The sequence below is a fragment of the Aeromonas sp. SrichE-2G genome, assembly GCF_017939565.1.
Taxonomy (GTDB): domain Bacteria; phylum Pseudomonadota; class Gammaproteobacteria; order Enterobacterales; family Aeromonadaceae; genus Aeromonas; species Aeromonas taiwanensis.
On sequence record NZ_JAGKRG010000005.1, the window covers coordinates 152,630 to 177,986 of the forward strand.

Consider the following 25,357-nt stretch of genomic DNA (forward strand, 5'->3'; position numbering starts at 1 on the left):
TCGCGCATTTTCCCGACGAAGGCGTCCTTACAGACCCAACTTCTTGTGCAGGTAGTGGATGTTGGTTCCACCGTGCTGGAAGTTTTCGTCCTTCATGATCTCTTTTTGCAGGGCGATGTTGGTCTTGATGCCTTCTACCACCAGCTCGTCGAGGGCGTGACGCATGCGGGCGATGGCCACGTCACGGTTCTCGCCGTAGCAGATCAGCTTGCCGATCATGGAGTCGTAGTAAGGCGGTACCTTGTAACCCGCATAGATGTGGGATTCCCAGCGCACGCCCAGACCGCCCGGCGCGTGGAAGCGCTGGATGAGACCGGGAGAGGGCAGGAAGGTAGCCGGATCCTCGGCGTTGATCCGGCACTCGATGGCATGGCCACGAAGACGGATGTCCTGCTGGGTGATCGACAGGGGCTGGCCGGCGGCGATGCGCAGCTGCTCCTTGATGAGGTCGACGCCGGTGACCATCTCGGTGACCGGGTGCTCGACCTGGATACGGGTGTTCATCTCGATGAAATAGAACTCGCCGTTCTCGTACAGGAACTCGAAGGTACCCGCACCGCGGTAGCCGATCTCGAGACAGGCGCGCACGCAGCGCTCGCCGATGAACTTGCGCATCTCGTCGGTGATGCCGGGAGCCGGCGCCTCTTCCACCACCTTCTGGTGGCGACGCTGCATGGAGCAGTCCCGCTCGCCCAGATAGAGGGCGGTGCCCTGGCCGTCAGCCAGCACCTGGATCTCGATGTGGCGCGGGTTTTCCAGGTACTTCTCCATGTAGACCATGTCGTTCTTGAAGAACTGGCCTGCTTCGGATTTGGTCAGCGCGATGGCGGCAGCCAGCTCGGCCTCGTTGCGCACCACGCGCATACCGCGACCACCACCGCCACCGGCGGCCTTGATGATCACCGGATAGCCTATGCGCTTGGCGATGGCGGCGTTGCGCTTGGCATCGTTGTCCACCGGACCGTCGGAGCCGGGTACGCAAGGCACGCCCGCTTTCTTCATCGCCTCGATGGCGGAGACCTTGTCACCCATCAGGCGAATGGTCTCGGCGCGCGGGCCGATGAAGATGAAGCCGGATTTCTCGACCACTTCGGCAAAGTCGGCGTTCTCGGAGAGGAAGCCGTAGCCCGGGTGGATGGCGACGGCACCGGTCACCTCGGCGGCAGCGATGATGGCCGGCACGTTGAGGTAGGACTCACCGCTGGCAGGTTTGCCGATGCAGATGGTTTCGTCCGCCAGGAGCACATGCTTGAGCTCCCGATCGGCAGTGGAGTGAACGGCCACTGTCTTGATCCCGAGCTCTTTGCAGGCGCGCAGGATCCGCAGGGCAATTTCACCGCGGTTGGCGATGACTACTTTGTCCAACATGGGTGGCATTTTCCCTTATTCGATGATGAACAGCGGCTCGTCGAATTCGACTGCCTGACCATTTTCAACCAGGATCGCTTTGATCACGCCGGCCTTGTCAGACTCGATTTGGTTCATCATTTTCATGGCTTCGACGATGCACAGGGTGTCGCCGACATTGACGTGCTGACCGACTTCCACGAACGGCTTGGCTTCCGGGCTGGAAGAGCGGTAGAAGGAGCCCACCATGGGGGAGCGCATCAGATGACCGCTCGGGGCGGCATCGGCAGCGGGCGCTGCGGCAGCGGCCGGAGCAGCGGCAACAGGGGCGGCAACGGGAGCGGCGGCCTGCGGCATGATCATCTGCGGGGCAACGCTAACCTGGCCGGAGAAATTACGGCTGATGCGAACGGACTCTTCCCCTTCGGAGATCTCCAGCTCGGCGATGCCGGACTCTTCAACCAGTTCAATCAGCTTCTTGATTTTGCGGATATCCATTAGCATTCTCTTTCTTCTTTATCAGATAAGTGATTATCAAGCCGCGCGCAACTGATGCACGGCCGCGGTTAAAGCGAATTGGTAGCCATCGGCACCCAGCCCGCAGATCACCCCTTTGGCGACATCAGACAGATAGGAGTGATGACGGAAGGGCTCCCTGGCATGGACGTTGGACAGGTGAACCTCGATAAAGGGGATGGCCACACCCAGCAGGGCATCGCGAATGGCGACGCTGGTGTGGGTGAAGGCGGCCGGGTTGATGATGATGAAATCCACCTGACCCATGGCCTGATGGATGCGGCCGACCAGCTCGTGTTCGGCATTGGATTGCAGATGTTCCAGGGTGACACCGAGTTCGCTGGCGCTGTGCACCAGATCGGCGACGATCTCATCGAGCGTCTTGCTGCCGTAGATTCCCGGCTCCCGCTTGCCCAGCAGATTCAGGTTGGGACCGTTGAGCAGAAGGATTCGGTGATGTTGCGACATATTGAGTACATCCTCGATGATTATGCTGCTATCTATCAGCTATCTGTGGACAACCAGAAATCTAGCCAATTTTTGCACAATTCGGTGTGCCCTAGCACACAGATTTCGCAATTATATTGATTTCGTGAAAATTAGCAGCATTTTACTGGTCTAATCTCTACATCTGGCTATTTATTGGCCTTTCTCCTCCCGCTCCCTGCCGCGCCGTCGTTCCCTCTGCTGCATGAGCCCCAGACGCAACAAAGCCGGCACTGGGCCGGCTCTGCTGTGGAAGCGGAAGTGGACTTAAGCCGCTTCTGACTTCTCGCGGATCAGCTTGTCCACGACACCCGGATCCGCCAGGGTGGAGATATCCCCCAGGCTGTCGGTCTCGCCGGTGGCGATCTTGCGAAGGATACGGCGCATGATCTTGCCGGAGCGGGTCTTGGGCAGCCCCTCGGCCCAGTGGATCACGTCCGGGGTGGCGATGGCGCCGATCTCCTTGCGCACCCACTCTTTGACCTCTTTATGCAGCTCGCGGCTCGGCTCTTCCCCGGCGATCAGGGTGACATAGGCATAGATGCCCTGGCCCTTGATCTCGTGGGGGACGCCGACCACGGCCGCTTCGGCGATCTTCGGATGGGCCACCAGGGCCGACTCGATCTCTGCCGTGCCCATACGGTGGCCGGAGACGTTCAGTACATCATCCACCCGACCGGTGATCCAGTAGTAGCCATCCTCGTCGCGACGGGCACCGTCGCCGGTGAAGTAGCGGCCGGGGAAGGTGGAGAAGTAGGTCTGCTCGAAGCGATCGTGATCGCCGAACACGGTGCGCATCTGGCCGGGCCAGGAGTCGGTGATGACCAGGTTGCCCTCGGTGGCGCCTTCCAGCGGCTCGCCCAGGTTGTCCACCAGGGCCGGCTGCACCCCGAAGAAGGGGCGGGTGGCGGAGCCGGGTTTCAGTGCGGTCACGCCGGGCAGCGGCGTGATCAGGATGCCGCCGGTCTCGGTCTGCCACCAGGTATCGACGATGGGGCAGCGTTCGTCGCCTATGGTGCGGTAGTACCACTCCCAGGCTTCCGGGTTGATGGGTTCACCCACGGATCCCATGATGCGCAGGCTGGTACGGGAGGTGCCTTCGATGGCCTCCTTGCCCTTGGCCATCAGCGCGCGGATCGCGGTGGGGGCGGTATAGAGGATGGTGACCTGGTGCTTGTCCACCACCTGGCTCATGCGATTGGTGGCCGGATAGTTGGGCACCCCTTCGAACATCAGGGTGGTGGCGCCGTTGGCGAGCGGCCCGTAGACCAGGTAGGAGTGGCCGGTGACCCAGCCCACGTCGGCGGTACACCAGTAGATGTCCTCCTCGTGATAGTCGAATACGTACTTGAAGGTGAGCGCGGCATAGACCAGGTAACCGCCGGTGGTGTGCAGCACGCCCTTGGGCTTGCCGGTGGAGCCCGAGGTGTAGAGCACGAACAGGGGATCTTCGGCCCCCATGGCCTCGGGCGGGCAATCCGGGCTGGCGGCGGCGACGGCGTCGTGCCACCAGATGTCCCTGTGGCCGTGCCAGGCCACGTTGCCGCCGGTGCGCTTGAGCACGATCACCTTGTTGACCCGGGTATCCGGGTGGGTGAGCGCCTCATCGACGTTTTTCTTGAGGGGGATGGGACGACCGCCACGCAGGCCTTCGTCGGCGGTGATGACGATGGTGGCCCCGGAGTCGATGATGCGACCGGAGAGGGCTTCCGGCGAGAAACCGCCGAAGACGATGCTGTGGACGGCGCCGATGCGGGTACAGGCCAGCATGGCGATGGCGGCTTCAGGCACCATGGGCATGTAGAGGCACACCATGTCGCCGCGTTTCACCCCCTGAGCCTTGAGCACATTGGCAAACTTGCACACCTCGCCGTGCAGCTCACGGTAGGTGATCTTGCGATCCTCGGCCGGGTTGTCCCCTTCCCAGATGATGGCGACCTTGTCACCGCGTTCGTTCAGATGGCGATCCAGGCAGTTGGCCGAGACGTTGAGCAGACCATCCTCGTACCACTTGATGGAGACGTGGCCCGGATCATAGGAGGTGTTCTTGACGCGGGTGTAGGGCGTCATCCAGTCGAGGATCTTGCCCTGCTCCCCCCAGAAGGCGTCAGGGTTTTGCACCGACGCCTGATACATGGCTTCATAACCATCCTTGTCCAGCAGGGCGCCGTTGCCGATGTGGGCCTTGACCGGATAGACCTTGCTCTCGCTCATCTTTCACTCCTGTGAATACATTTTCTTAATGATTGAGTAACAACTTATACCTTTGGTTCCCGAGGGCAATTAGACTTTTGGATAGCGACAAAGGAAGAAGAGTGGCCATCAGCAAAAAGAGAAGGGAGCCCGGTGCTCCCTTCTCTTTTATCCGTGACTCACCCCTGGTTCATCCGTGTCCATGGGGGAGCATGGCGGCCATGTGGGGTTCGGCCAGGGGGTGGCTGAACAGATAGCCCTGGCCCTCCTCGCAGTGCAGGGATTGCAGAAACTGGCGCTGGGGCTGGGTCTCGATGCCCTCCGCCGTGACCGCCATGCCGAGGGAGCTGGCCAGCTGGACTATGGTGCGGCACAGCTCGCGACTGTGCTTGTCATCGGGCAGCGCCTGTACGAAGGCCCTGTCTATCTTGATGCGATCGATGGGCAGGCTCTTGAGCAGGCTCAAGGAGGAAAAGCCGGTTCCAAAGTCGTCGATGGCGATCTGCACCCCCAGCGCCTTGAGGCGGGTAAAGAGGCGCAGGCTGTGATCCACGCTCTGGATGATGCTCTCGGTGACCTCTATCTCCAGCCGCTCGGCGGGGAAGCCGGTCTCGGCCAGGATGGCGGTGACCCTCTCCACGTAGTCGGGGGAGCGCATCTCCCTGACCGACACGTTGACGGAGAGCCGGGGGACCGCGAAGCCTTCTGCCAGCCACTTCTGGCCTTGCTGGCAGGCGGTGCGCATCACCCAGGCACCGAGCTGCTCGATGAAGCCGCACTCTTCGGCCACCGGGATGAAGCGAGCCGGTGAGATGATGCCCATGCAGGGGTGCTGCCAGCGCACCAGGGCCTCGAGACCGCTGAGGCTGCCATCGGCGAGATCTGTCATGGGCTGGTACAGCAGACGAAACTGCTGCTGCTCCATGGCCTTGAGCAGCCCCTGCTCCAGGGCCATGCGTTCCCTGGTCTGTGCCGTCATGTCCGGGGAGTGGAACAGATAGCCGTTGCGACCACGGCGCTTGGCCTCGTGCATGGCATTGTCTGCCGCACTGATAAGGCTGTCCGGGGTATAGCCATGTTCCGGATAGAGGGAGATGCCGATGCTGGCGGAGAGTCTCACCCGCTCCTGCCCGATGTCGGCCGGCTCGTGCAGCCTCTGCTGCAACCGCTCGATCAACCACACCAGCTCTTCCAGTTTCCCCATGTCGGGGAGTAGCACCAGAAACTCGTCGGCCCCCAACCGGATGGCGACGTCCCCGGTGCGCAGGCAATGGCGGATGCGATCCGCCGACAGCTTGAGCAGCAGATCTCCGGCGCTCTGCCCCAGGTTGTCGTTGATGAGTTTGAAACCGTCGAGATCGATGAACAGCAGCGCCAGAGTGTGCCGGTTCAGGCGGGCCATCTCGATCTCCAGGGTGAGGCGCTCCTGCAGCAGGCTGCGATTGCCAAGATCGGTGAGGGGATCGTGATAGGAGAGGTGCTGCAGCCGTGCCTCCATCTGGGACAGCTGCCGCACCTGATGGCCGGACAGCTCCGGGGCTGATACCGCCAGTGTGGGGTGGGCGGCAGGCATCAGGGGCAGATCCCGGGTGATGAGGAAGAGGCCGTTGAAGATGCCGTCGTCATCCAGCACCGGGCCGCAGCTCAGGTGCCAGCGTGTCGAGGACGCGGGATGGGGGGCGCCCGTGTCATCCAGCTCCAGCTCGACCCGCTGTGCTCCATGAAGCAGCTGCTGTAGCAGGGGAGCCAGCATGGGGGCACGGGCCGGGCTGATCTCAAACAGGGTCTTGCCGGGGTGATCCGACCTGGCGAGCCCGCTCAGCTGGGCAAAGCTTGCGTTGACCTCGCGGCATCTGAATTCACGATCGAACATGGCAATGCCAAAAGGAGCCTGATCGAACAACTGCTGCAATTCGTGGATGGTGAGCGGGCCTGACAGATGCAGTGTCTGAACCGATTCGGGTAGCACTCTTTCCATATAGGCTCCTGAATTGATTTTCTTATCATTTGCGCGACTGTGTCAGTATGGCATGAAGTTTCAGGAGGGAAAGAAAGTGGGGGAATGGCGTGAAATCAACAGGATATCAGCCTTTCTGGCGACCAAATGCCTGAAGGCCTCGCACGAAGACCAGCCAGCCTACCAGGTGAAAAGGCAGGGCCATGGCGTAGAGCAGCAACCAGTGACTCTCCGTGCCGCTGCTGTTGATGAAGTCGATCCAGGAAGCCAGCAGGGCCAGCATGCCCGCTATCTGGAAGCGGCGGCGCAGCACCACCTCGACGCCGAGGTTGGCAAGGTAGAGGGTCAGCAGTATGCCGGCGAAGCCGGTGAGCTGGGCGGTGCCGTAGAGTGTCCGATCCGGGTTCAGCAGCAGCGCGGCGAGGGGAGTAATGCCCTGATCCAGCGGGATCAGGGCCAGCAGCCAGCATGCGATCAGGAGCAGGGCTGTCTTCATGCCGGGCTTAGTCGGCGGCTTGCGCCGGTTTGACCAGGCTGAGGTAGTTGGCATCCATCTTGAGGAATACCCCCAGCAGTCGGGCACTGGCGCCGTAGAAGCCAAACTGGTCGGCGGCGCGGCAGGCGCTCTCGAACTTGTCGAACCAGCCGAGCAGGTGGCCGTGCAGCAGGGACTCCTGCTCGCTGAGCCAGGTTTCGCGCTGTTCGGCGGTGGTTGCCTCGGCGGCGCGGATGATGAGGTTGCCCATCAGATCCAGCTCGATGGCCAGGTGATCGGCAGGCTCCTTGTATTTGTCGCTGACGTTGATGCCCAGGCGTTCGAGGCGCGCCTGCATCTCGCTCATGGGGGCCTGCATCAGCAGCTTGCCATCGCCGCGATAGAGCGACTCGTAGGGCAGGGCCCCCTGCTTGGGATCCACCAGAAACAGGCCGGCGAAGTCGGCGGCCAGCTCCAGCTGGCGATCCGGGCGCACCAGCAGGCGGGCGATGGCCTCGTTCAGCTCGGCCACGGCTTCGCGCATGGGGTCCAGGGTAGAGAGGCTCTTCAAGAAGCTGCGCACGTCATAGGTGTCGTATTCAGCAATCTGTGCATCACTGAGTTCGGCAGCGAACAGGGTGGAAAACCACCAGTAAAGCTCGGCCCGGCGTTCGCTGGTAGCCATAAATTCCTGCATTTTTCCTCCGTGGATGACAATCGGGAGCCATAGAGGCTCCCGATTCTAACGACTTTAAAAATAAAGGAAACTCAAGGGGGACTTTAGTCCCTTCGGGGTCAGAGTGCCGGGAACATGGGATCGATGCCCTTGGCGGATTCCGGTGCCCCGAAGGCGGTGACGGCCGGCGCTTGCCCGCGGAATTTCTCGATCTCCACCAGGGCGGTGTGGGCCGTGGTGGCCTGGGCCAGGCTGGAGGAGCCGATGTCCGCAGTCAGCACGTTGGGATCGCCATAGGTACACAAGGTCCCCACCTTGCCGCCCTCCTGCGGGCCGTACCAGGCCCCTTCCTGGATGCGCACCACGCCGGGGGCGTAGTCGTCGCTCACCACCAGACCGGCCAGCACCTGACCGCGGCCGTTGAAGACCCGCACCAGATCCCCGTCCTTGAGCCCGCGCGCTTTGGCGTCCTGCGGGTTCATGTAGACAGGCTCGCGCCCCTGCACCGTGTAGGTAGCACGGTAGGCATCGGAGGAGCAGAGCTGGCTGTGCAGGCGCTTGTCCGGGTGACAGGATTGCAGGTGCAGCGGGAACTGCTGGCTGCCATGGCCGCCGTGGGAGCGCTCGTAAGGCTCGATCCAGACCGGGTGGCCCGGGCAATCTGCGTAGCCGTAGTCGGCGATGGTCTTGGAGTAGATCTCGATGAGGCCGGACGGGGTGCCCAGCGGCTCCAGATCCGGCTCCTGACGGAACGACTCGTGACGCACCCAGGGCTGGCCCGCCGGGAAGCTGACGAAACCTTCACCGTGCCAGAACTGGCTGAAGCGGGGCAGGCGGATACCGATGCCGCGGCCCTGCAGGCGGGCGTCGTCATAGATGCTCTGGATCCACTCCAGCTTGGTCTTGCCACCGGTGAACTCGGCCTCGCGATCGAAGCGGCGGCACAGATCGGCGAAGATGTCGTAGTCGTCGCGCGCCTCGAACAGCGGCTCGACCACCTTGTGCATGGCCAGGATGCCGGCGTTGGAGTGGGAACCCCACTGCTCGATGTCATCCCGCTCGTAGGTGGTGGTGGCCGGCAGCACGATATCGGCGAAGCGGCAGCTGGCGGTCCACTGGTGATCCACGCTCACCACGGTTTCCAGCTTGCGCCAGGCGGCGATCATCTTGTTGCGATCCTGCTGGTGGTGGAACGGGTTGTTGCCACAGAACACCGCCATCTTCATCTGGGGATAGGTGATGGTCTGACCGTTGAAGGCGATGCGCTTGCCCGGATTGAGGATGCAGTCGACGAAACGGGCCACCGGGATGAATTTGGAGTAGCCCTTCCAGTCGCCGTCGTGCAGCGGCTTGATCCCGGGAATGACGGAGCTGAAGCCGGACATGATGGGGCCGCTGGAGGTGATGGTGCCCGCGCCGTTGTAGTGCCAGCCAAAACCGTAGCCGCCCCCCGGCAGGCCGATCTGGCCCAGCATGGAGGCCAGTACCACCAGCATCCAGGCGTATTGTTCGCCGTGGTGCATGCGCTGCACGCACCAGCCGCCGATGAGCTGGGTGCGGCCGCTGGCCATGGTGCGCGCCAGCTCGCGAATGGTCTCGGCAGGCACGCCACAGATGGCGGAAGCCCACTCGGCATCCTTCACCTGACCATCCTTGGTGCCCAGCAGGTAGGGCAGGAACTTGTCAAAGCCGGTGGTGTAGTTCTTGAGGAAGGCCTCGTCGTGACGCTTCTCGCTGTAGAGGGTATGGGCGATACCCAGCATCAGGGGTACATCGGTCTGCGGGTTCAGGGTCACCTGATCGCAATTGAGGTACTTCTGGGTTTTGGACTTGACCGGGTCGACGCTGATGACCTTGATCTCGCCCCTGGCCACTTTCTCTTTCAGCTGTGCCCAGTATTCGTAGACGCTGTGATCCGGCACCAGCCAGCCCACCTGCAGGTTCTTGATGGGATCGGAACCCCAGATGACGATGGTCTTGCTGTGTTCCAGCACCAGGGGCCAGGAGGTCTGCTGTTCGTATACCTCCATGGCGCCCGCCACGTGGGGCAGGATCACCTGGGCGGCGCCGGTGGAGTAGTCACCGGCCTTGGCCAGATAGGTGCCGTGCAGGTTCATGGCACGGCCCAGCATGGCGCCGGCGGAGTGCAGCTTGCCCACCGACTGCCAGCCGGAGTGACCGGCGTAGAGGGCGCTCGGGCCATGGGTCTTCTGCACCCGTTCCAGCTCGTGATAGAAGAAGTCCAGCGCCTGGGACCAGGTCACCCGCACGAAGCGGTTCTGGCCGCGTTCGCTGGTGTCTGACTGGTGGCCCTTGCGCAGCCAGTCCAGACGTACCATGGGGTAGCGGATGCGGGAGGGGTTGTAGACCACTTCACTCAGGGCCTTGAGCATCTCGGTCGGATGCTTGTCATGCTCGAACGGCAGGGTCTCGACCCAGCGGCCGCCCACCACACGGGCGCGGAAGGCGCCCCAGTGGGAGCCGGACTGCACCAGTTTGTCGCCAGACTCGGCGGCCATCACGGCGCGACCGAGCAGAGAGGGGCCGATCAGGGCGCTGGCACCGCTGGCCAGCAAGCCACCCAGAAAACCACGACGGGAAATATTGATCATCTTGTTATTCCTTTCTCGAATCCGGAATTAGTGGCTGCCCTGACCACCGGTATCGGCGGCATGGTTTTGCAGGTACTTGAGCAGGGTGCGCTCCTCTTCCTTGCTCAGGCGGTAGTAGGCGGACATGGCCTTGAGACCCGAGATCCAGCCGTTGGCGGTGAAGTGAGCCGGATCCGGCGCCGCGTGGCAGGAGTTGCAGGTGGACTTGTACATCTCGCCGGCATAATCCCAGATCGGTTTGAGGGAGGATTCGAGGCCCTTGCCATCGACCCAGGCCTGCACCTGCACCTGTTCCCATTTGATATGGGTGGCGCTGTCGGTTTCCTGTTTCAGGATCTGCTCGTTGGCCCTGAGCTCGTCACGGATGGTGGCCACGAAGACTCGCTTGCCCATGTACTCGCTCAGCACCCGGCCCTTGCCTTCGGTTTCGCGCCAGCCTTCGATGGTCACCTTGAGGCGATCGCCGCTGCGGGCCACGACGTCGATGCGGGAGGCGGGCAGCAGCTTGCCGACCGGCTCGGTACTCTCTTCGCTTTCGTAGAGATCCTTCTCGCCCAGGGTGTAGAGGGTCTCGGCGGCCGGTGCCTCTTGCGCATCGCTTGCCAGGGTGGCGTAGGTGGCACGGAAGCCGCCCGCCATGTTCGGCAGCTCGTGGGCGATGCCCTTGTGGCACTCGATGCAGTTCATGTTCTTGGCGGCGGCATCCTTCATCGCCAGGGCGGCGGCGGGGGACTGCTTGGCGTGGTCCATGTTGTCGTAGCTGTGGCAGGACTTGCAGGTCTTGGAGTTCTGGCTGCTCATGCGCGCCCACACCTTCTCGGCCAGATGCAGACGCCTGTCTTCAAACTTCTCCTGGGTGTCGATGCTGTGGCCTATGTACTGCTGATAGAGGTCGTTGGCCGCCTCCATCTTGCGGGCGACCTTGCCGACGAAGTCCTTCGGCTGGTGGCAGTCGGTACAGATGGCCTGGACGCCGGAGGCATTCTTGAAGTGAACGGACTCCTTGTACTCGGGGTAGACGGTGTCCTTCATGGTATGGCAGGAGATGCAGAACTCGAGGGTACTGGTCTTCTCGAAGCCGTAGTGCAGGCCGACGCTGCCGGCCAGGGTGACCCCGACGCCCGCCAGCACCAGCGCCAGTACCGACCAGCGGCGGCTGGGGGTGCGCAGGAAATGCCACAGTTTTTTCATCATGTTCTCTCACATCGCTTTTTTGATGGAGGCCATGATAGGGAGGCGTTGTGAACAGGGCTGCCGCCGAAAATTAACGAAATAGGGGTATTTATGAAAAATTATGAATAGAATAATCCCCCTATGTTGAACTCTGTCGAACCCTGCGGACCCTGCCCATGAGCCACCACATTCTGGTTGTTGAAGACGATGCCGTGACCCGCGAGAAGCTGACCTGCTATTTCGAGCGGGAGGGCTATCGGGTGACCGCGGTCGAGAACGGCCAGGAGATGCGGGCCGTGCTGGCAGAGCAGGAGGTGGCCCTGGTGATGCTGGACATCAACCTGCCGGGGGAGGATGGCCTGCTGCTGACCCGCGAGCTGCGCGCTCGCAGCACGGTGGGGATCATCCTGGTGACTGGCCGCAGCGATGCGGTGGACCGGATAGTGGGCCTCGAGATGGGGGCCGACGACTATGTCACCAAGCCGTTTGAGCTAAGAGAGTTGCTGGTGCGGGTCAAGAACCTGCTGTGGCGCATCTCGTTGGCCGCGGCCCAGCCGGGCGAGCCGGCGGTGGCCGACGATGCGGTGCGCTTCGGCCCCTGGCGCTTCGACATTCCCCGTCGCCAGCTCAGCCGTGACGGGGTACCGGTGCGCCTGACCAAGGCAGAATATGAGGTGCTGGTGGCCTTCATCGCCAACGCTGGGCGGGTGCTTAGCCGGGAGCGGATCCTGGCCCTCACCAGCCACCGGGGCGATGGCCCGAGCGATCGCACCATAGACGTGCTGATCCGCCGCCTGCGGGGCAAGATGGAGCAGGATCCCCGTGACCCGCAGCTGTTCGTCACCGTACACGGTGAAGGTTATCTGTTTGCCGGCGAGCTGGCCGCCTGATCCTCAGCTTTGCGAGGCGCTCAGGCCGATGGCCGGGTATCGAACTGCGGGCAGTCATCCCCTATCTGGTGCCAGGGCGCCTTGGAACCGACGAAGATGTGAAACGCGGGCTTCTGGCTCGGCGCCTCGTCCAGTATCCCCAGCCTCAGATTGATCTTGCCCGTGCTGCGCTTCTGGCTGTAGAGGCTGGAGCCGCAGTGGCGACAGAAGGCGAGGCTGGTCTCGTCCGATTTCTGGTAGCGGCTGATGGCATCGCTCCCCTTCACGATGGTCACCTTGTCGCCATCCAGCCCGCCGACCGAGGCGTAGTCCGCCCCGGAAAACTTGCGGCATTCGGAGCAATGGCAGTTGCCCATGTAGTCGAACTGATCCGGCAGGGTCAGGGCCACGGCGCCGCACAGGCAGCTCGCATGCAATGTGTTCATCTCTATCTCCTTGAGTGCTTGGTTAGTTGCCGCTGGCGTCGACGCCGACCCGGTAGACGGGGCGAAAGGTGCCATCGGACAGCGAATCGGTGGGATTGGCCAGGGGGGCCTCCAGGGTCAGGATGGGGGGCCCCATCACCCGCGGGCACTGCTGCTCGCCGGCCTCGGGACTTTGCAGCAGGCAGACTGCCTGGGCCAGCGCGAGGCGCCCCTGCTGGCGCATCTGGTCGCTGTTGGCGGCCAGAACCTTGCCCCGGCGCAGGCCGCGCTGCACCCCGTGGCTGAAGTAGGTGCTCAGCACTTTGGGACGATCGCGTTGGCGCTGCGCCAGCTCGTTGACCGCCACCTCGGCGGCGATGGCGCCCCCCACCAGATAGTCGAGATCGGGGTGGCGGGCCAGGGTCTGCTGCACCAGGGTGCGCTGGATCTCGCGGCTGTTGTCACCGCGCGCCGTGGTGACCAGCCTGATGGCGCTCCCCTCGATGCCGTCGGCAAAGCCCGGCTCGACGAAATTGTTGCCACCGCTCGCCTGCGGGCCGGGAAAGAGCGCCACCGTCACCGGCGGGCTGCCGGCAGGGTGGCGCTTGGCCAGCCACTGGCCCATCTGCCAGCCCATCTGATACCAGGAGACCCCCACCTTGGCCTTGACCAGTCCGGCGGGCAGATCGTTGACCAGGCCGAACACCGGCAGCGGACTGGCGCTGATCGCCTCGTCCAGCCCGTCGTAGCTCACCGCGCCGAGCAGGATGGCATCGCTCCCCTCGCTCACGCACTGCTGCAACTGCTGGCGCTGTTCGGCAAGGGCGCCGTAGCCCCCCGCCTCATGGATGCGCAGCGTCACGCCGAGCCGTTTTGCCTCCTCCACCATGCCCTGATTGACCGACAGCCAGTAGGCGTCGCGCAGGTGGGGATAGAGGGCGCACAGGGTCAGTGGGCGCGTGACGGGGACGGGGACGGGCCCTTGCCAGTTCAAACGGGCCGGTTGGCCGCCGAAGGCACCGTCCGGCCAGTGATCCACCTCGAAGGCGAGAACGGAGGCCGGGAGCAGGATGAGCAACAGGGAGAGACAGACGCTTCGCATGGGCGGGGGTTTTGTTAAAGTGTGGGGCCATATTATCCGGTCAAAGTCGACCACAACCAAGGTACTTCCCGTGAGAATCTTTTCCGGCCTGGGCGGCAAGCTGTTGCTGGCCTTCTCCCTGATGGCGCTGTTGACCCTGGGGGCCTCCCTGCTGGGGTGGTTCGGGCTCACTCATCTGCGCCAGCTGGAGCAGGGGGTGCAGCAGACCCTGGCGGATCAGGAGCTGGCCCGCACCCTGGCGCGGCTCGGCGGCGAGATCCAGAGCTCCTCCCACCTGCTGGCCTCCGCGACCAGCGAGGAGGAGTGGGAGCATCAGGGGCGGCTGCTCACCCTGCAGGGGCAGCAGATGCAACAGGTGCTGGAGCAACTGGGCCATGGTGGCGGCAAGGCGGCGTCTGACGAGCTGCATCGCCTCAGCCAGACCATCATCGGCAACCTGGGCCAGCAGGGCTGGCTGGTGGGAGAGCGGCTCACGCTGATGGCCGAAGGAGGCGCGTTGCGTTCCCGGCTGGTGACGGCCGCCGGTCAGGTGGCGGAGCTGGCCCGCAGCCAGATGGAGAACGCCGAAACCGTGATGGTGGCCGGGCTCGGCTCTCTCTATTCGCTGCAGGGGCGCCCAGCAGATGGGGCGATCGACCGGCTGCTGGAGCAGGATCTCGACTGGCTGGAGCAGATGACGGAGCTGCGCCACCGCACCCTGATGCAGCAGCAGCGCATCGAGGAGATCTGGCGCAGCGACCGGCAGGCCGGGCTGCTGACCCTGCTGCAGGAGGTGCGTCGTGAGCTGGCCATCCTGCGGCTGCGCGCCGGGGCGGTGACGGATCCGGCCCGTCGCCAGGCGGTGGAGCAGGCGCTGACCGTGCTGGAGCAGAGCGACCGACTGGTGCAGCTGCGCAGCGACTGGCTCGGCAAGGGGGAGGCGCTGCGGGTGCTGGCCGCCGCCAACGAGGCCCTGATGGAGAGCCTCAACCGCGAGGTCGGCACCCTGGTGAACCAGGCCCGGGACTCCCTGGGAGAGAGCCAGCAGGCTCTGAGCCAGCGCCTCAAGCTGCTGGAGCAGGCCCTGATGGTGATCGGCCTGCTTACCCTGGTGCTGCTCATCCTGCTGATGTGGCGCATGGTTTATGGCCGCATCGTCTGGCCGTTGCAGCATGCGGTCGCCGGGATGAGCCGGTTGGCCAGGGGGGATCTGGCGCCCCTGACGCCGGTCGGGGAGGCGGGGCGCGACGAGCTGGCTGAGCTGGCGCGGGCGCTGCAGGTGTTTCGCGACAACGCACTCGAGCTAGGCCGCTACCAGCGGGAGCTGGAGTCGCGGGTCGAGGAGCGCACCGAGCAGCTCAGCCACGCCAATGCGCGCCTCAACGAGGAGGTGGAGAAGCAGCGGCTGGCTCGCGCCGAGGCGGAGCAGGCCAACCGTGCCAAGTCGGTGTTCCTCGCCACCATGAGCCACGAAATTCGCACCCCCATGAACGGCATCCTGGGCGGTCTCACCCTGCTGGAGGATACCCATCTCAGCGAGACCCAGCAGCGCTACCTGGCCGCCATCGAGCAGAGCGGCGAATCCCTGCTGGAGATCCTCAACGACATTCTCGACTACTCCAAAATCGAGGCGGGCCACGTGGAGGCGCGCCGCGAGCCCTTCTCCCTGCGCCCGCTGGCCGAGGAGCTGATCGCCCTGTTCGGGCCGAGGGCCGACGCGAAAGGGGTGACGCTGGCGCTGGAGTTCGCCCCCTCGCTCCCTCCCGTGGTGGAGGGGGATCTGGGCAAGCTGCGCCAGGTGCTCGCCAACCTTCTTGGCAATGCGGTCAAGTTCACCGTCAAGGGGCGCATCACCCTGGTGGTGGCGCCGCTCGCCTGTGCGGGTCCCTGCGCCGAGCCCTGCATCCATTTCATGGTGAAAGACACGGGCCCCGGCATCCCGTCCGGGGAGCAGGAGGCGGTGTTCGAGGCCTTCCACCAGCGCAAGCGGGACATGGGGCATCAGGGGGGCACGGGGCTCGGGCTTGCCATCAGCCGCCGGTTGGTGGCCGCCATGGGGGGGGAGCTCACGCTCTCAAGCGAACCGGGGCAGGGGTGTGAATTCAGCTTCAGCCTGCCGCTGCAGCGCTCGGCGGCCCGGCTGCCGGCCAGCGCCCAGCCGGTGCGCCTCGGCCAGCCGCGGGAGATCCTGCTGGTGGAGGACAACGAGATCAACCGGCTGGTGGCCCAGGGCATGCTGGTGCGCCTCGGCCACCGGGTCACCCTGGCCGAGGACGGGCGCAGCGCGCTGGCGCGGGTGACCGAGCGCCCCTTCGAGCTGGCCCTGCTCGACATCAACCTGCCGGACATGGATGGCCTGACCCTGCGCGAGGATCTGGTGGCCATCAGCGAGGAGGAGCATGGCCGCGACCTGCCCGCCATCGCCATCTCGGCCCAGATGTACCCGGAGGATGTGCGCGCCTGTCTGGCGGCGGGGTTTGCCGATTTCGTCGGCAAGCCGGTACGGCTGGCGGCGCTGGCTTCGGCCATCGACCGGCTGTATCAGGGTGAAGAAGGGGGGGAGATGCCGGACGTGCCGGGCGGCTCCGGGAGTGCTCCGGACATGGCGAACCCGATACTGGAGGCGGATCTGGCCCTGCTGGGCGGCCCGCGCATCCGCCAGCTGATCGGACTGTTTGCCTCCCAGGGGGCGGCCCTGGTGGCCGAGCTGGCAAGCAGCGAGGGGGAGGCGCGGCGGGCGCTGGCCCACAAGCTCAAGGGGAGCGCCCTGGCGCTCGGGCTGGACACCTTCGCGGCGCAGTGCGCCGCCGTGGAGGAGGGGGGCGGTGACCCGGCACGGCTGCCCATGTACTTTGACGAGGCAATAGCCGGTCTAGAGGCGTGGCAGGCGCGGCACCTGCCGCCGGCATAAGCAATCCCGTGGCGCCAGCTCTCGCGGGCTATTCCGCCTCGCGATAGAGCTCCTGCTTGCAGCGGGGGCAGATGTGCTGGCGCCGGTAATCCAGCTGGTGCACCAGACCGACCTCCAGCTGCTGGTGGTGACCGCAATGAATGCAAAAGACGATGTCGCCATCGGCGGCGCCGGGGTGGGCCGCCAGGTACTGCTCCCGGGTGGGCAGCGACTCCCAGCGGGTGACGCAGGCACCCTTGCGGCTGCCGGTGTAATAGACCCAGTAGAAGAGAGCGAAGACCGCGACAATCAAGAACAGCATCAGGTGATCCATCATGGTGTTTCCCCTTGTGGTCCGGGATGAAAACGCATGGCGTGTGCCGCATCGGGCCGGGCGGATGCGACGCTCAATAAAATGTTATCTGTTAATAACCGCTGCAACCTTGATCTGGCTCCGGTTTTGCGGCCTGCGCGGGAGAGGGGGGCGAATCGGGGACCGCTGGGTGGGTGCCGGATGACTCGAACCTGGAGGCCATGCGGATTTCGAGATTTGCGACGTATTTTACATTTTATAAACATTTTTTTGGGTGGTCGGACTGTCTCTTTGATCCAGCTCACGTTACAATGCGCGGGCCCACTTCACCTATCGCGCAAACGATTTTCAGGAGATAAACGGATGTTGAAACGTGACATGACCATCGCCGGCTATGATCCCCAGCTGTGGCAGGCCATCACAGACGAGACCCGTCGTCAGGAAGAGCACATCGAGCTGATTGCGTCTGAGAACTACACCAGCCCCCGCGTCATGGAAGCCCAGGGCTCCCAGCTGACCAACAAGTATGCCGAAGGTTACCCGGCCAAGCGCTACTACGGTGGTTGCGAGTATGTGGATGTGGTTGAAACCCTGGCCATCGAGCGCGCCAAAGAGCTGTTCGGTGCCACCTACGCCAACGTGCAGCCTCACTCCGGCTCCCAGGCCAACAGCGCCGTCTACATGGCTCTGCTGCAGCCGGGCGACACCGTGCTGGGCATGAACCTGGCCCACGGCGGTCACCTGACCCACGGCTCCCCCGTCAACTTCTCCGGCAAGCTGTACAACATCATCCCCTACGGCATCGACGAGTCCGGCAAGATCGACTACGACGAGATGGAGCGCCTGGCCGTTGAGCACAAGCCGAAGATGATGATCGGTGGCTTCTCCGCCTACTCCGGCATCGTCGACTGGGCCCGTATGCGCGAAATCGCTGACAAGATCGGTGCTTACCTGTTCGTGGACATGGCCCACGTGGCGGGTCTGATCGCCGCCGGCGTCTACCCGAACCCGGTGCCCCACGCCCACGTGGTCACCTCCACCACCCACAAGACCCTGGCCGGTCCGCGCGGTGGTCTGATCCTCTCCGCCGCTGACGACGAAGATCTGTACAAGAAGCTGAACTCCTCCGTCTTCCCGGGCGGCCAGGGCGGCCCGCTGATGCACGTCATCGCCGGCAAGGCTGTGGCCTTCAAGGAAGCGCTGGAGCCCGAGTTCAAGACCTATCAGGCCCAGGTCGTGAAGAACGCCAAGGCCATGGCCGCCACCTTCATCGAGCGCGGTTACAAGATCGTCTCCGGCGGTACCGACAACCACCTGATGCTGGTTGACCTGATCGGCCGCGAGCTGACCGGTAAGGATGCCGACGCTGCCCTGGGCAAGGCCAACATCACCGTCAACAAGAACTCCGTGCCGAACGACCCGCGTTCTCCGTTCGTGACCTCCGGCGTGCGTATCGGCACCCCGGCCATCACCCGCCGCGGCTTCAAGGAAGCCGAGTCCATCCAGCTGACCAACTGGATCTGCGACGTGCTGGACAACCACGACAACGACGAAGTGCTGGCCACCGTGCGCGAGAAGGTGCTGGACATCTGCCGCCGCTTCCCGGTCTATGCCTGATAACGGCTTACGCCCGGTTTGAGACCAATGCCACCTTCGGGTGGCATTGTTTTTTCTGGGCTTTTACCGGTTTTCCATGGCCGTGCTACACTGGCGGGCCAATTATCCTGGCCCTGTGGGGCCGGCGCCCTTTTCCGTCAACGCCGGAGGTCCGATGCATTGCCCTTTCTGTAGTGCCGTTGATACCAAGGTGATCGATTCCCGTCTGGTGGCCGAAGGCCATCAGGTGCGCCGCCGTCGTGAGTGCCTGCTCTGCCATGAGCGCTTCACGACCTTCGAGATGGCCGAGCTGGTGATGCCACGGGTCATCAAGTCCAATGGCTCCCGCGAACCCTTCAACGAAGACAAGCTGCGCGCCGGCATTCTGCGGGCGCTGGAGAAGCGGCCGGTGAGCATGGAGGCCATCGAGAAGGCGGTCAACCACATCAAGTCCCGCCTGCGGGCCACCGGCGAGCGCGAAGTCGCCTCCGAGCTGGTGGGCAACCTGGTGATGGACGAGCTGAAGGGACTCGACAAGGTGGCCTATATCCGTTTTGCCTCCGTCTATCGCAGCTTTGAAGACATACGTGAGTTTGGCGAAGAGATCGCCAAGCTGGAGAAGTAAGCCTGCGTCAGGCTCTGTGTATAGACCCTCATTTCTCGCCTGTAACGGGAGCCCAGATGTTTAGTCAAGACGATTACCAATGGATGAGCCGGGCCCTCGAACTGGCCCGCCGTGGCCGTTACACCACGGCCCCCAACCCTTGCGTCGGTGCCGTGCTGGTGAAGGCCGGCGTGGTGGTGGGGGAGGGCTGGCACCAGCGTGCCGGCGAGCCCCATGCCGAGGTCTACGCCCTGCACGCGGCCGGCGAAGAGGCCCGCGGCGCCACCGCCTACGTGACCCTGGAGCCCTGCTCCCATCACGGGCGCACGCCCCCCTGCGCCGAGGCGCTGATCAAGGCCGGGGTGACCCGGGTGGTCGCCGCCATGGTGGATCCCAATCCCCAGGTGGGGGGGCGCGGGTTGCGCATGCTCTCCGAGGCGGGGATCAAGACCGACTTCGGCCTGCTGGCCGCCGAGGCCGAAGCCCTCAACCCGGGCTTCTTCAAGCGGATGCGCACCGCCTTCCCGCAGGTGACGGTCAAGCTCGGCGCCAGCCTCGATGGCCGCACCGCCATGGCGAGCGGCGAGAGCCAGTGGATCACCTCCCCGGAGGCGCGCCGCGACGTGCAGCGGCTGCGGGCCCGCCACGATGCGGTGCTTTCCAGCGCCGAAACCGTGCTGGCGGACAACGCCTCCCTGACCGTGCGCTGGGATGAGCTGCCCCCCTCGGTCAAGGCCGCCTATCCCAGGGAGGTCCTGCGCCAGCCGCTGCGGGTCATCGTCGATTCCCAAAACCGGCTCACCCCCGACCTGCCGCTGTTCCAGAGCGAGAGCCCGATACTGCTGGCCCGCCACAAGGCCGCTGGCGACTGGCCAGCCTGGGTGCAACAGCTGGAAGTGCCGCTCCTGGATGGCAAGCTGGATCTGGTCAGCCTGTTCATGCTGCTGGCCAAACAGAACATCAACTCGGTGCTGGTGGAGGCGGGGCCCCGCCTGTGCGGCGCCCTGCTGGAGAAGGGGCTGGTGGACGACCTGGTGCTCTATCAGGCGCCCAAGCTGATGGGGGATGAGGGGCGCGGCCTGTTCCATCTGCCCGGGCTCACCCGGCTGTTCCAGGCACCCAAGCTCAACATCAAGGATGTGCGCATGGTTGGCCAGGATATTCGCATCAGCGCCAAGGTGGCGTGAGGCGCCCGGGCCCGGCCGGCGAGGAGCCTCGTCGTCGCCAGCTGGCCCGATCTTTCAACGTTCAAGGGGGCGAGTCCCCCTCATCAGCAAGGTGATCTGCATGTTTACCGGAATTATCGAAGCGGTGGGAACCCTGGCCGAGCTGCGCCGCCAGGGGGAGGACATGGCCCTCACCGTGCACGCGCCCACCCTGGACTTCAGTGACGTCAAACTGGGGGATTCCATCGCCACCAACGGCGTCTGTCTCACCGTGGTCGCCCTGGGGGACCAGCGCTACACCGCCGACGTCTCCCTGGAAACCCTCTCCCGCACCGGCTTTGCCGCCGCCAAGGTGGGGGACCCGGTCAATCTCGAGAAGGCCTTGATGCCCACCTCCCGCCTCGGCGGTCACCTGGTCTCCGGCCATGTGGACGGCGTCGGCGAGGTGAAGAGCAAGTCATCCAGCGGCCGAGCCATCGAGTACTGGATCAAGGCGCCGACGGAGCTCTCCCGCTACATCGCCGAGAAGGGGTCCATCGCGGTGGATGGCATCAGCCTGACGGTCAACGCCGTGCAGGGGGAACTGTTTCGCCTGACCATAGTGCCCCACACCGCCCAGGAGACCACCATCTCCCGCTGGAAGCCGGGGTATCGCGTCAACCTCGAGGTGGACCAGATCGCCCGCTATCTGGAGCGGCTGATGATGGGCAAGGGGCAGGAGAGCACGACCTCCACCCTGACCCTGGAGAAGCTGGCCCAGTCCGGCTTCCTGTGAGGACGCGGCAGAAAAACGCGGTTCTGTGATCCCGCTCGGATTGAAAGCGGGCCCAGAGCCCCCATCTAGAGCCACATAAACCCAGGTCGAGTCGAGCCCCAGGCTCGCTCCCCACGCACATTGATGGAGTAGCCCATGGCGCTGAGTACAACCCAGGAAATCATTGCCGATATCAAGGCTGGCAAGATGGTGATCCTGATGGACGACGAAGACAGGGAGAACGAAGGGGACCTGATCATGGCCGCCTCCTGTGTCCGCCCGGAAGATATCAACTTCATGGCCCGCTACGGCCGGGGGCTCATCTGCCTGACCCTGACACGGGATCGCTGCAAGCAGCTGGCGCTGCCGCTGATGGTCGACCGCAACAATGCCCAGTTCTCTACCGCCTTCACCGTCTCCATCGAGGCGGCCGAGGGGGTGACCACCGGCATCTCCGCCGCCGATCGCGCCGTCACGGTGCAGGCCGCCGTTGCCCCCAATGCCAAGGCCGCCGATCTGGTGCAGCCGGGTCACATCTTCCCGCTGATGGCCCAGGATGGCGGTGTGTTGACTCGCGCCGGTCACACCGAAGCCGGCTGCGATCTGGCACGGCTGGCCGGGTATGAGCCTGCGTCCGTCATCGTCGAGATCCTCAACGAAGACGGCACCATGGCGCGCCGCCCGGATCTCGAGCTTTTCGCCGAGCAGCATGGCATCAAGCTCGGTACCATCGCGGATCTCATCGAGTACCGCAACCAGCACGAGACCACGGTGGAGAAGGTGGCCGAATGCAAGCTGCCCACCGAATACGGCGAGTTCGACCTCGTCACCTTCCGTGACACCATCGACAACCAGATCCATTTTGCCCTGAAGAAGGGGGAGGTGAAGGCCGATCAGCCGACCCTGGTACGGGTGCACCTGCACGACGTGCTGAGCGATCTGCTGCTGACCGACCGTCACAGCGCCCGCAGCTGGCCGCTGCCCAAGTCCATGGCCCGCATCGCCGACGAGGGCGGTGTGCTGGTGATCCTGGGGGCGGAAGCCCATGGCGCCGAGCTGCTGGCCAGGGTCAAGGGGTTCGAGGCTGCGGACAAGGGGCTGGCACCGGAAGGGGCCAAGTGGCAGGGCACCTCGCGCCGGGTCGGCGTGGGCTCCCAGATCCTCAAGGCGCTGGGTGTGGGCAAGATGCGTCTGCTGAGCTCCCCCAAGAAGTATCACGCCCTCGGTGGCTTCGGCCTGGAAGTGGTGGAATACGTCGGCGAATAAGCCGATTCGGCAGGCAGTCAATCTGTGACGGCTGGACTCACCGAAGAAATATCACTATGTCCCAGTGGCTTCGGACTGGAAGTGGTGGAATACGTCGGCGAATAAGCGCCCCGTCAGGCTGACATCCCGATCATGGCCGCCCGTTGCGGCCATGGTTTTTTGTCGCGGGTCTGTTGTGCTAGAATGTGCGCACTTTTGGCCGCGGCCCCATTGACGGCCCTACTGATTGCACAGAGACAGGATTTCCAATGAAGATTATCGAAGGAAATATCGCCGCTCCCGAGGCGCGTGTTGCTATTGTCGTTGCCCGTTTCAACAGCTTCATCAATGACAGCCTGGTGAACGGTGCGCTGGACGTGCTGAAGCGTCAAGGTCAGGTCCAGGAGAGCAATCTGACCCTGGTACGCGTACCGGGTGCCGTTGAAATCCCCCTGGCGGCCAAAAAGCTGGCCAAGAGCGGTCAATACGACGCCATCGTCGCGCTCGGCACCGTCATTCGTGGCGGTACCTACCACTTCGAACTGGTGGCGAGCGAGAACGGCAAGGGTCTGGCCCAGGTAATGATGGAATACGACATTCCCGTTGCCTTCGGCGTGCTGACCACAGAAAACATCGAACAAGCCATCGAGCGCGCCGGTACCAAGGCGGGTAACAAGGGTGCAGAGGCTGCACTGAGCGCGCTCGAAATGATCAACGTCCTGAAACAACTGGACGTGTAACGAGGAGAAATGCATTGAAACCGTCCGAGCGCCGTAAGGCCCGCCATTGCGCCACCCAGGCCATCTACCAGTGGCAGATGACCCAGGCCAATGTGGGCGACATCGAAGAGCAGTTCAAGATCGATCAGGACACCAAGGGTGTGGACCTGAACTATTTCCGCGATCTGCTGTTCGGGGTTGCGGTCCACTGCAACGAGCTGGACAAGGTGTTCGCACCTTTCCTCTCCCGTCCGCTGGAAGAAGTGGACATGGTGGACAAGGCGATCCTGCGTCTGGCGACCTACGAGCTGACCCGTCGTGAAGATGTGCCGCCCCGCGTGGTGATCAACGAAGCGATCGAGCTGGCCAAAGCCTTCGCCGCCGATGACAGCCACAAGTTTGTCAATGGCGTACTGGACAAGGTGATCAAGACGCTGCCCAAGCGTTGATCCCGCTGTCCGTCAGCATTTAAGAGAGGAGCCAGCTTATTGCTGGCTTTTTACTGTATGGGTGAATTCGAGCTGATTGAGAAGTACTTCAAGGTCCCCCACGCCCGCAAGGACGTGGTGATGGGCCCTGGAGATGACTGTGCCCTGCTGACCCTGCCCCCCGACACCCAGTTGGCGGTGAGCACGGACACCCTGGTGAGCGGCGTGCACTTCTTCCCCGACATGGATCCGGTGGATCTCGGCTACAAGGCGCTGGCGGTCAACCTGTCCGATCTCGCCGCCATGGGGGCCGAGCCGCGCTGGGTCTCCCTGGCCCTGACCCTGCCCGCCGTCAACGAGGCCTGGGTCGCCGGCTTCGCCGAGGGATTCCTCGAGCTGGCGGAGTATTACAATGTGGCCCTGGTGGGCGGTGACATGACCCGGGGGCCGCTCTCCATCACCGTCTCGGTGAAGGGATCCGTGCCGGCCGGTCGCGCCCTGATGCGCAGCGGTGCCAAGGTCGGGGATGGCGTCTATGTGACCGGTACCCTGGGTGATGCCGCCCTGGCGCTCTCCCACCTGCTGGGCAAGCGCACCCTCAACGAGAACCAGCTGGCGGCGGTGCTGCCGAGGCTCGACCATCCCCATCCCCGCATCCTGGCCGGCCAGGCCCTGCGCGGGCTGGCCAGCAGCGCCCTGGATCTCTCCGACGGTCTGGCCTCGGATCTCGGTCACATCCTCAAGGCCTCCGGCGTGCGGGCACAGATCGATCTCAATCTGCTGCCCCTCTCGCCGGTACTGCAGGATGCGGTGCCCGCCATGGATGCCTGGCAGCTGGCGCTGGCTGGTGGCGACGACTACGAGCTCTGCTTCACCGTGCCCCAGGAGCATCACGGCGCCCTGGACACGGCGCTCGCCAACTGCGGCGTCAGGTTTACCCGCATCGGCCGCATCCTGGCAGGGGAGCCCGGCATCGACTACCTGCAGGATGAGCAGCCAGTCGAACTTCACCTCAAAGGCTGGGACCACTTCGCATGACGTTTATCAAGATAAAGCCCGAGCTCAAACGGCTGAACCTGACGAACCCGCTCCACTTCCTGGCGGTGGGCTTCGGCTCCGGCCTCTCCCCCAAGGCACCGGGCACCATGGGCACCCTGGTGGCCATCCCGCTCTACCTGCTGGTGAGCGGCCTCTCCACCCCCTGGTTCATCGCCTTGCTGGTGGTGGGCTTCGTGGCGGGGATCCGCATCTGCCAGAGCGCCACCGATGCCCTCGGTATGCCGGATCACGGGGCCATCGTCTGGGACGAGGTGATCGGTTTCGGCGTCACCATGATAGCGGCACCCGCCGGCTGGGAGTGGGTGCTGGCCGGCTTCGTGCTGTTCCGGCTGTTCGACGTGCTCAAACCCTGGCCCATCTCCTGGTTCGATCGCCGTATCCACGGCGGCCTGGGCATCATGCTGGACGATCTCATCGCCGGCCTGTTTGCCCTGCTGTGCATGCAGCTGCTGGCACGCTGGTAAGGCTGCGGGTGAGGGAGCGCCAGCTCTCTGCCCCGTTCTGCTGTCACCGCGCCTGTCGCCCCAAGTGGGCGGCAGGCACGCTCAGATGTTGCCTCTCTCGTGTCTCTCTCGGGCCTGATGGCCTCTCGGCCCTTGGGCGGGAGGGTGGCTCCTGAATACCTCATCAGACCCCGAACCGTTTTGTATGCAATCTCCCCCGGCTGGTACCGTGACCCTGTGTCGGGCGCTGGTTGAAGATCCTGGATTATCACTATTTATCTCTGCTTAGTTTTCCTTCCACCAGATATGCTCTCGTCAAAAAAACATTTC

The 25,357-nt window shown here is 63.9% G+C and carries 23 protein-coding genes; 11 read left to right on the plus strand and 12 right to left on the minus strand.

Annotated elements, in window-relative coordinates:
• Window positions 1-27 precede the first annotated feature (27 nt).
• From accC to torC, 9 genes are all read right to left on the minus strand, one after another.
• Window positions 28-1,368, minus strand: coding sequence for an acetyl-CoA carboxylase biotin carboxylase subunit (gene accC, locus J9885_RS09515; RefSeq protein ID WP_043762282.1), 1,341 nt, complete (start codon window positions 1,366-1,368; stop codon window positions 28-30).
• A 15-nt stretch (window positions 1,369-1,383) separates the two neighbouring features.
• Window positions 1,384-1,845, minus strand: coding sequence for an acetyl-CoA carboxylase biotin carboxyl carrier protein (gene accB / locus J9885_RS09520; protein WP_043762281.1), 462 nt, complete (start codon window positions 1,843-1,845; stop codon window positions 1,384-1,386).
• A gap of 36 nt (window positions 1,846-1,881) precedes the next feature.
• A complete protein-coding gene (gene aroQ / locus J9885_RS09525) occupies window positions 1,882-2,331 on the minus strand; it encodes a type II 3-dehydroquinate dehydratase (RefSeq protein ID WP_042078169.1) in 450 nt (149 codons plus the stop codon).
• A gap of 285 nt (window positions 2,332-2,616) precedes the next feature.
• Entirely contained in the window at window positions 2,617-4,563 is a 1,947-nt protein-coding gene (gene acs, locus J9885_RS09530) for an acetate--CoA ligase (RefSeq protein ID WP_043762280.1), read from the minus strand.
• A gap of 169 nt (window positions 4,564-4,732) precedes the next feature.
• Window positions 4,733-6,520, minus strand: coding sequence for a GGDEF and EAL domain-containing protein (locus J9885_RS09535; protein WP_210549126.1), 1,788 nt, complete (start codon window positions 6,518-6,520; stop codon window positions 4,733-4,735).
• 106 nt (window positions 6,521-6,626) lie between these two features.
• Entirely contained in the window at window positions 6,627-6,995 is a 369-nt protein-coding gene (locus J9885_RS09540) for a hypothetical protein (protein ID WP_210549128.1), read from the minus strand.
• A 7-nt stretch (window positions 6,996-7,002) separates the two neighbouring features.
• Window positions 7,003-7,671: a molecular chaperone TorD gene (torD, locus tag J9885_RS09545; RefSeq protein WP_210549131.1), complete on the minus strand. Its 669-nt coding sequence runs from the start codon at window positions 7,669-7,671 to the stop codon at window positions 7,003-7,005.
• Between the two features lie 98 nt (window positions 7,672-7,769).
• Window positions 7,770-10,262: a trimethylamine-N-oxide reductase TorA gene (gene torA / locus J9885_RS09550; RefSeq protein ID WP_210549133.1), complete on the minus strand. Its 2,493-nt coding sequence runs from the start codon at window positions 10,260-10,262 to the stop codon at window positions 7,770-7,772.
• A gap of 27 nt (window positions 10,263-10,289) precedes the next feature.
• Window positions 10,290-11,456 (minus strand): pentaheme c-type cytochrome TorC, encoded by a 1,167-nt coding sequence (gene torC, locus J9885_RS09555; protein ID WP_139431608.1) that lies wholly within the window; start codon window positions 11,454-11,456, stop codon window positions 10,290-10,292.
• 155 nt (window positions 11,457-11,611) lie between these two features.
• Between torC and torR the strand changes: the two genes are divergently transcribed.
• Window positions 11,612-12,325, plus strand: a complete 714-nt coding sequence (gene torR, locus J9885_RS09560) for a two-component system response regulator TorR (protein WP_210549135.1) — start codon at window positions 11,612-11,614, stop codon at window positions 12,323-12,325.
• A gap of 20 nt (window positions 12,326-12,345) precedes the next feature.
• On the opposite strand, the gene J9885_RS09565 is transcribed toward torR, so the two are convergent.
• Together J9885_RS09565 and torT are read right to left on the minus strand one after the other, a co-directional pair.
• Window positions 12,346-12,750, minus strand: coding sequence for a GFA family protein (locus J9885_RS09565; RefSeq protein ID WP_210549137.1), 405 nt, complete (start codon window positions 12,748-12,750; stop codon window positions 12,346-12,348).
• A gap of 22 nt (window positions 12,751-12,772) precedes the next feature.
• Window positions 12,773-13,831 carry a TMAO reductase system periplasmic protein TorT gene (torT, locus tag J9885_RS09570; protein WP_210549139.1) on the minus strand — a complete coding sequence of 353 codons (1,059 nt, stop codon included), beginning with the start codon at window positions 13,829-13,831 and terminating at the stop codon, window positions 12,773-12,775.
• Window positions 13,832-13,901: 70 nt separating this feature from the next.
• Between torT and torS the strand changes: the two genes are divergently transcribed.
• A complete protein-coding gene (gene torS / locus J9885_RS09575) occupies window positions 13,902-16,721 on the plus strand; it encodes a TMAO reductase system sensor histidine kinase/response regulator TorS (protein WP_210549142.1) in 2,820 nt (939 codons plus the stop codon).
• A 28-nt stretch (window positions 16,722-16,749) separates the two neighbouring features.
• Here torS and J9885_RS09580 read toward each other — a convergent pair whose 3' ends face one another.
• A complete protein-coding gene (locus J9885_RS09580; RefSeq protein ID WP_210549144.1) occupies window positions 16,750-17,037 on the minus strand; it encodes a hypothetical protein in 288 nt (95 codons plus the stop codon).
• Between the two features lie 339 nt (window positions 17,038-17,376).
• Between J9885_RS09580 and glyA the strand changes: the two genes are divergently transcribed.
• The 9 genes from glyA (at window position 17,377) to J9885_RS09625 (ending at window position 25,048) form a co-directional block, all read left to right on the plus strand.
• On the plus strand, window positions 17,377-18,630 hold the full coding sequence (gene glyA / locus J9885_RS09585) for a serine hydroxymethyltransferase (protein WP_210549146.1): 1,254 nt from the start codon (window positions 17,377-17,379) through the stop codon (window positions 18,628-18,630).
• A 154-nt stretch (window positions 18,631-18,784) separates the two neighbouring features.
• Complete coding sequence (nrdR, locus tag J9885_RS09590) at window positions 18,785-19,234, plus strand: transcriptional regulator NrdR (protein WP_005298086.1); 450 nt, start codon at window positions 18,785-18,787, stop codon at window positions 19,232-19,234.
• Between the two features lie 56 nt (window positions 19,235-19,290).
• A complete protein-coding gene (gene ribD, locus J9885_RS09595) occupies window positions 19,291-20,400 on the plus strand; it encodes a bifunctional diaminohydroxyphosphoribosylaminopyrimidine deaminase/5-amino-6-(5-phosphoribosylamino)uracil reductase RibD (RefSeq protein ID WP_210549148.1) in 1,110 nt (369 codons plus the stop codon).
• A gap of 100 nt (window positions 20,401-20,500) precedes the next feature.
• A complete protein-coding gene (locus J9885_RS09600) occupies window positions 20,501-21,154 on the plus strand; it encodes a riboflavin synthase (protein WP_210549151.1) in 654 nt (217 codons plus the stop codon).
• A gap of 135 nt (window positions 21,155-21,289) precedes the next feature.
• Window positions 21,290-22,399 (plus strand): bifunctional 3,4-dihydroxy-2-butanone-4-phosphate synthase/GTP cyclohydrolase II, encoded by a 1,110-nt coding sequence (ribBA, locus tag J9885_RS09605; RefSeq protein WP_043762260.1) that lies wholly within the window; start codon window positions 21,290-21,292, stop codon window positions 22,397-22,399.
• Window positions 22,400-22,647: 248 nt separating this feature from the next.
• A complete protein-coding gene (ribE, locus tag J9885_RS09610; protein ID WP_010675391.1) occupies window positions 22,648-23,118 on the plus strand; it encodes a 6,7-dimethyl-8-ribityllumazine synthase in 471 nt (156 codons plus the stop codon).
• Between the two features lie 14 nt (window positions 23,119-23,132).
• The gene (gene nusB / locus J9885_RS09615; protein ID WP_010675390.1) at window positions 23,133-23,546 is read left to right on the plus strand and encodes a transcription antitermination factor NusB; all 414 of its coding nucleotides are present in this window, start codon (window positions 23,133-23,135) and stop codon (window positions 23,544-23,546) included.
• A 57-nt stretch (window positions 23,547-23,603) separates the two neighbouring features.
• Window positions 23,604-24,563 carry a thiamine-phosphate kinase gene (gene thiL, locus J9885_RS09620; RefSeq protein WP_210549153.1) on the plus strand — a complete coding sequence of 320 codons (960 nt, stop codon included), beginning with the start codon at window positions 23,604-23,606 and terminating at the stop codon, window positions 24,561-24,563.
• Window positions 24,560-25,048 (plus strand): phosphatidylglycerophosphatase A, encoded by a 489-nt coding sequence (locus J9885_RS09625; RefSeq protein WP_210549154.1) that lies wholly within the window; start codon window positions 24,560-24,562, stop codon window positions 25,046-25,048. The genes thiL and J9885_RS09625 overlap by 4 nt, the downstream gene beginning before the upstream one ends.
• Window positions 25,049-25,357: the final 309 nt, after the last annotated feature.

Coding starts and splice junctions, on each gene's coding strand:
- J9885_RS09600 (WP_210549151.1), top strand. CDS start 20,501: ATGTTTACCGGAATTATCGAAGCGGTGGGAACCCTGGCCGAGCTGCGC.
- J9885_RS09565 (WP_210549137.1), bottom strand. CDS start 12,750: ATGAACACATTGCATGCGAGCTGCCTGTGCGGCGCCGTGGCCCTGACC.
- ribD (WP_210549148.1), top strand. CDS start 19,291: ATGTTTAGTCAAGACGATTACCAATGGATGAGCCGGGCCCTCGAACTG.
- ribE (WP_010675391.1), top strand. CDS start 22,648: ATGAAGATTATCGAAGGAAATATCGCCGCTCCCGAGGCGCGTGTTGCT.
- aroQ (WP_042078169.1), bottom strand. CDS start 2,331: ATGTCGCAACATCACCGAATCCTTCTGCTCAACGGTCCCAACCTGAAT.
- nrdR (WP_005298086.1), top strand. CDS start 18,785: ATGCATTGCCCTTTCTGTAGTGCCGTTGATACCAAGGTGATCGATTCC.
- accB (WP_043762281.1), bottom strand. CDS start 1,845: ATGGATATCCGCAAAATCAAGAAGCTGATTGAACTGGTTGAAGAGTCC.
- J9885_RS09535 (WP_210549126.1), bottom strand. CDS start 6,520: ATGGAAAGAGTGCTACCCGAATCGGTTCAGACACTGCATCTGTCAGGC.
- thiL (WP_210549153.1), top strand. CDS start 23,604: ATGGGTGAATTCGAGCTGATTGAGAAGTACTTCAAGGTCCCCCACGCC.
- J9885_RS09625 (WP_210549154.1), top strand. CDS start 24,560: ATGACGTTTATCAAGATAAAGCCCGAGCTCAAACGGCTGAACCTGACG.
- torD (WP_210549131.1), bottom strand. CDS start 7,671: ATGCAGGAATTTATGGCTACCAGCGAACGCCGGGCCGAGCTTTACTGG.
- accC (WP_043762282.1), bottom strand. CDS start 1,368: ATGTTGGACAAAGTAGTCATCGCCAACCGCGGTGAAATTGCCCTGCGG.
- acs (WP_043762280.1), bottom strand. CDS start 4,563: ATGAGCGAGAGCAAGGTCTATCCGGTCAAGGCCCACATCGGCAACGGC.
- glyA (WP_210549146.1), top strand. CDS start 17,377: ATGTTGAAACGTGACATGACCATCGCCGGCTATGATCCCCAGCTGTGG.
- J9885_RS09580 (WP_210549144.1), bottom strand. CDS start 17,037: ATGATGGATCACCTGATGCTGTTCTTGATTGTCGCGGTCTTCGCTCTC.
- J9885_RS09540 (WP_210549128.1), bottom strand. CDS start 6,995: ATGAAGACAGCCCTGCTCCTGATCGCATGCTGGCTGCTGGCCCTGATC.
- torA (WP_210549133.1), bottom strand. CDS start 10,262: ATGATCAATATTTCCCGTCGTGGTTTTCTGGGTGGCTTGCTGGCCAGC.
- torC (WP_139431608.1), bottom strand. CDS start 11,456: ATGATGAAAAAACTGTGGCATTTCCTGCGCACCCCCAGCCGCCGCTGG.
- torR (WP_210549135.1), top strand. CDS start 11,612: ATGAGCCACCACATTCTGGTTGTTGAAGACGATGCCGTGACCCGCGAG.
- ribBA (WP_043762260.1), top strand. CDS start 21,290: ATGGCGCTGAGTACAACCCAGGAAATCATTGCCGATATCAAGGCTGGC.
- torT (WP_210549139.1), bottom strand. CDS start 13,831: ATGCGAAGCGTCTGTCTCTCCCTGTTGCTCATCCTGCTCCCGGCCTCC.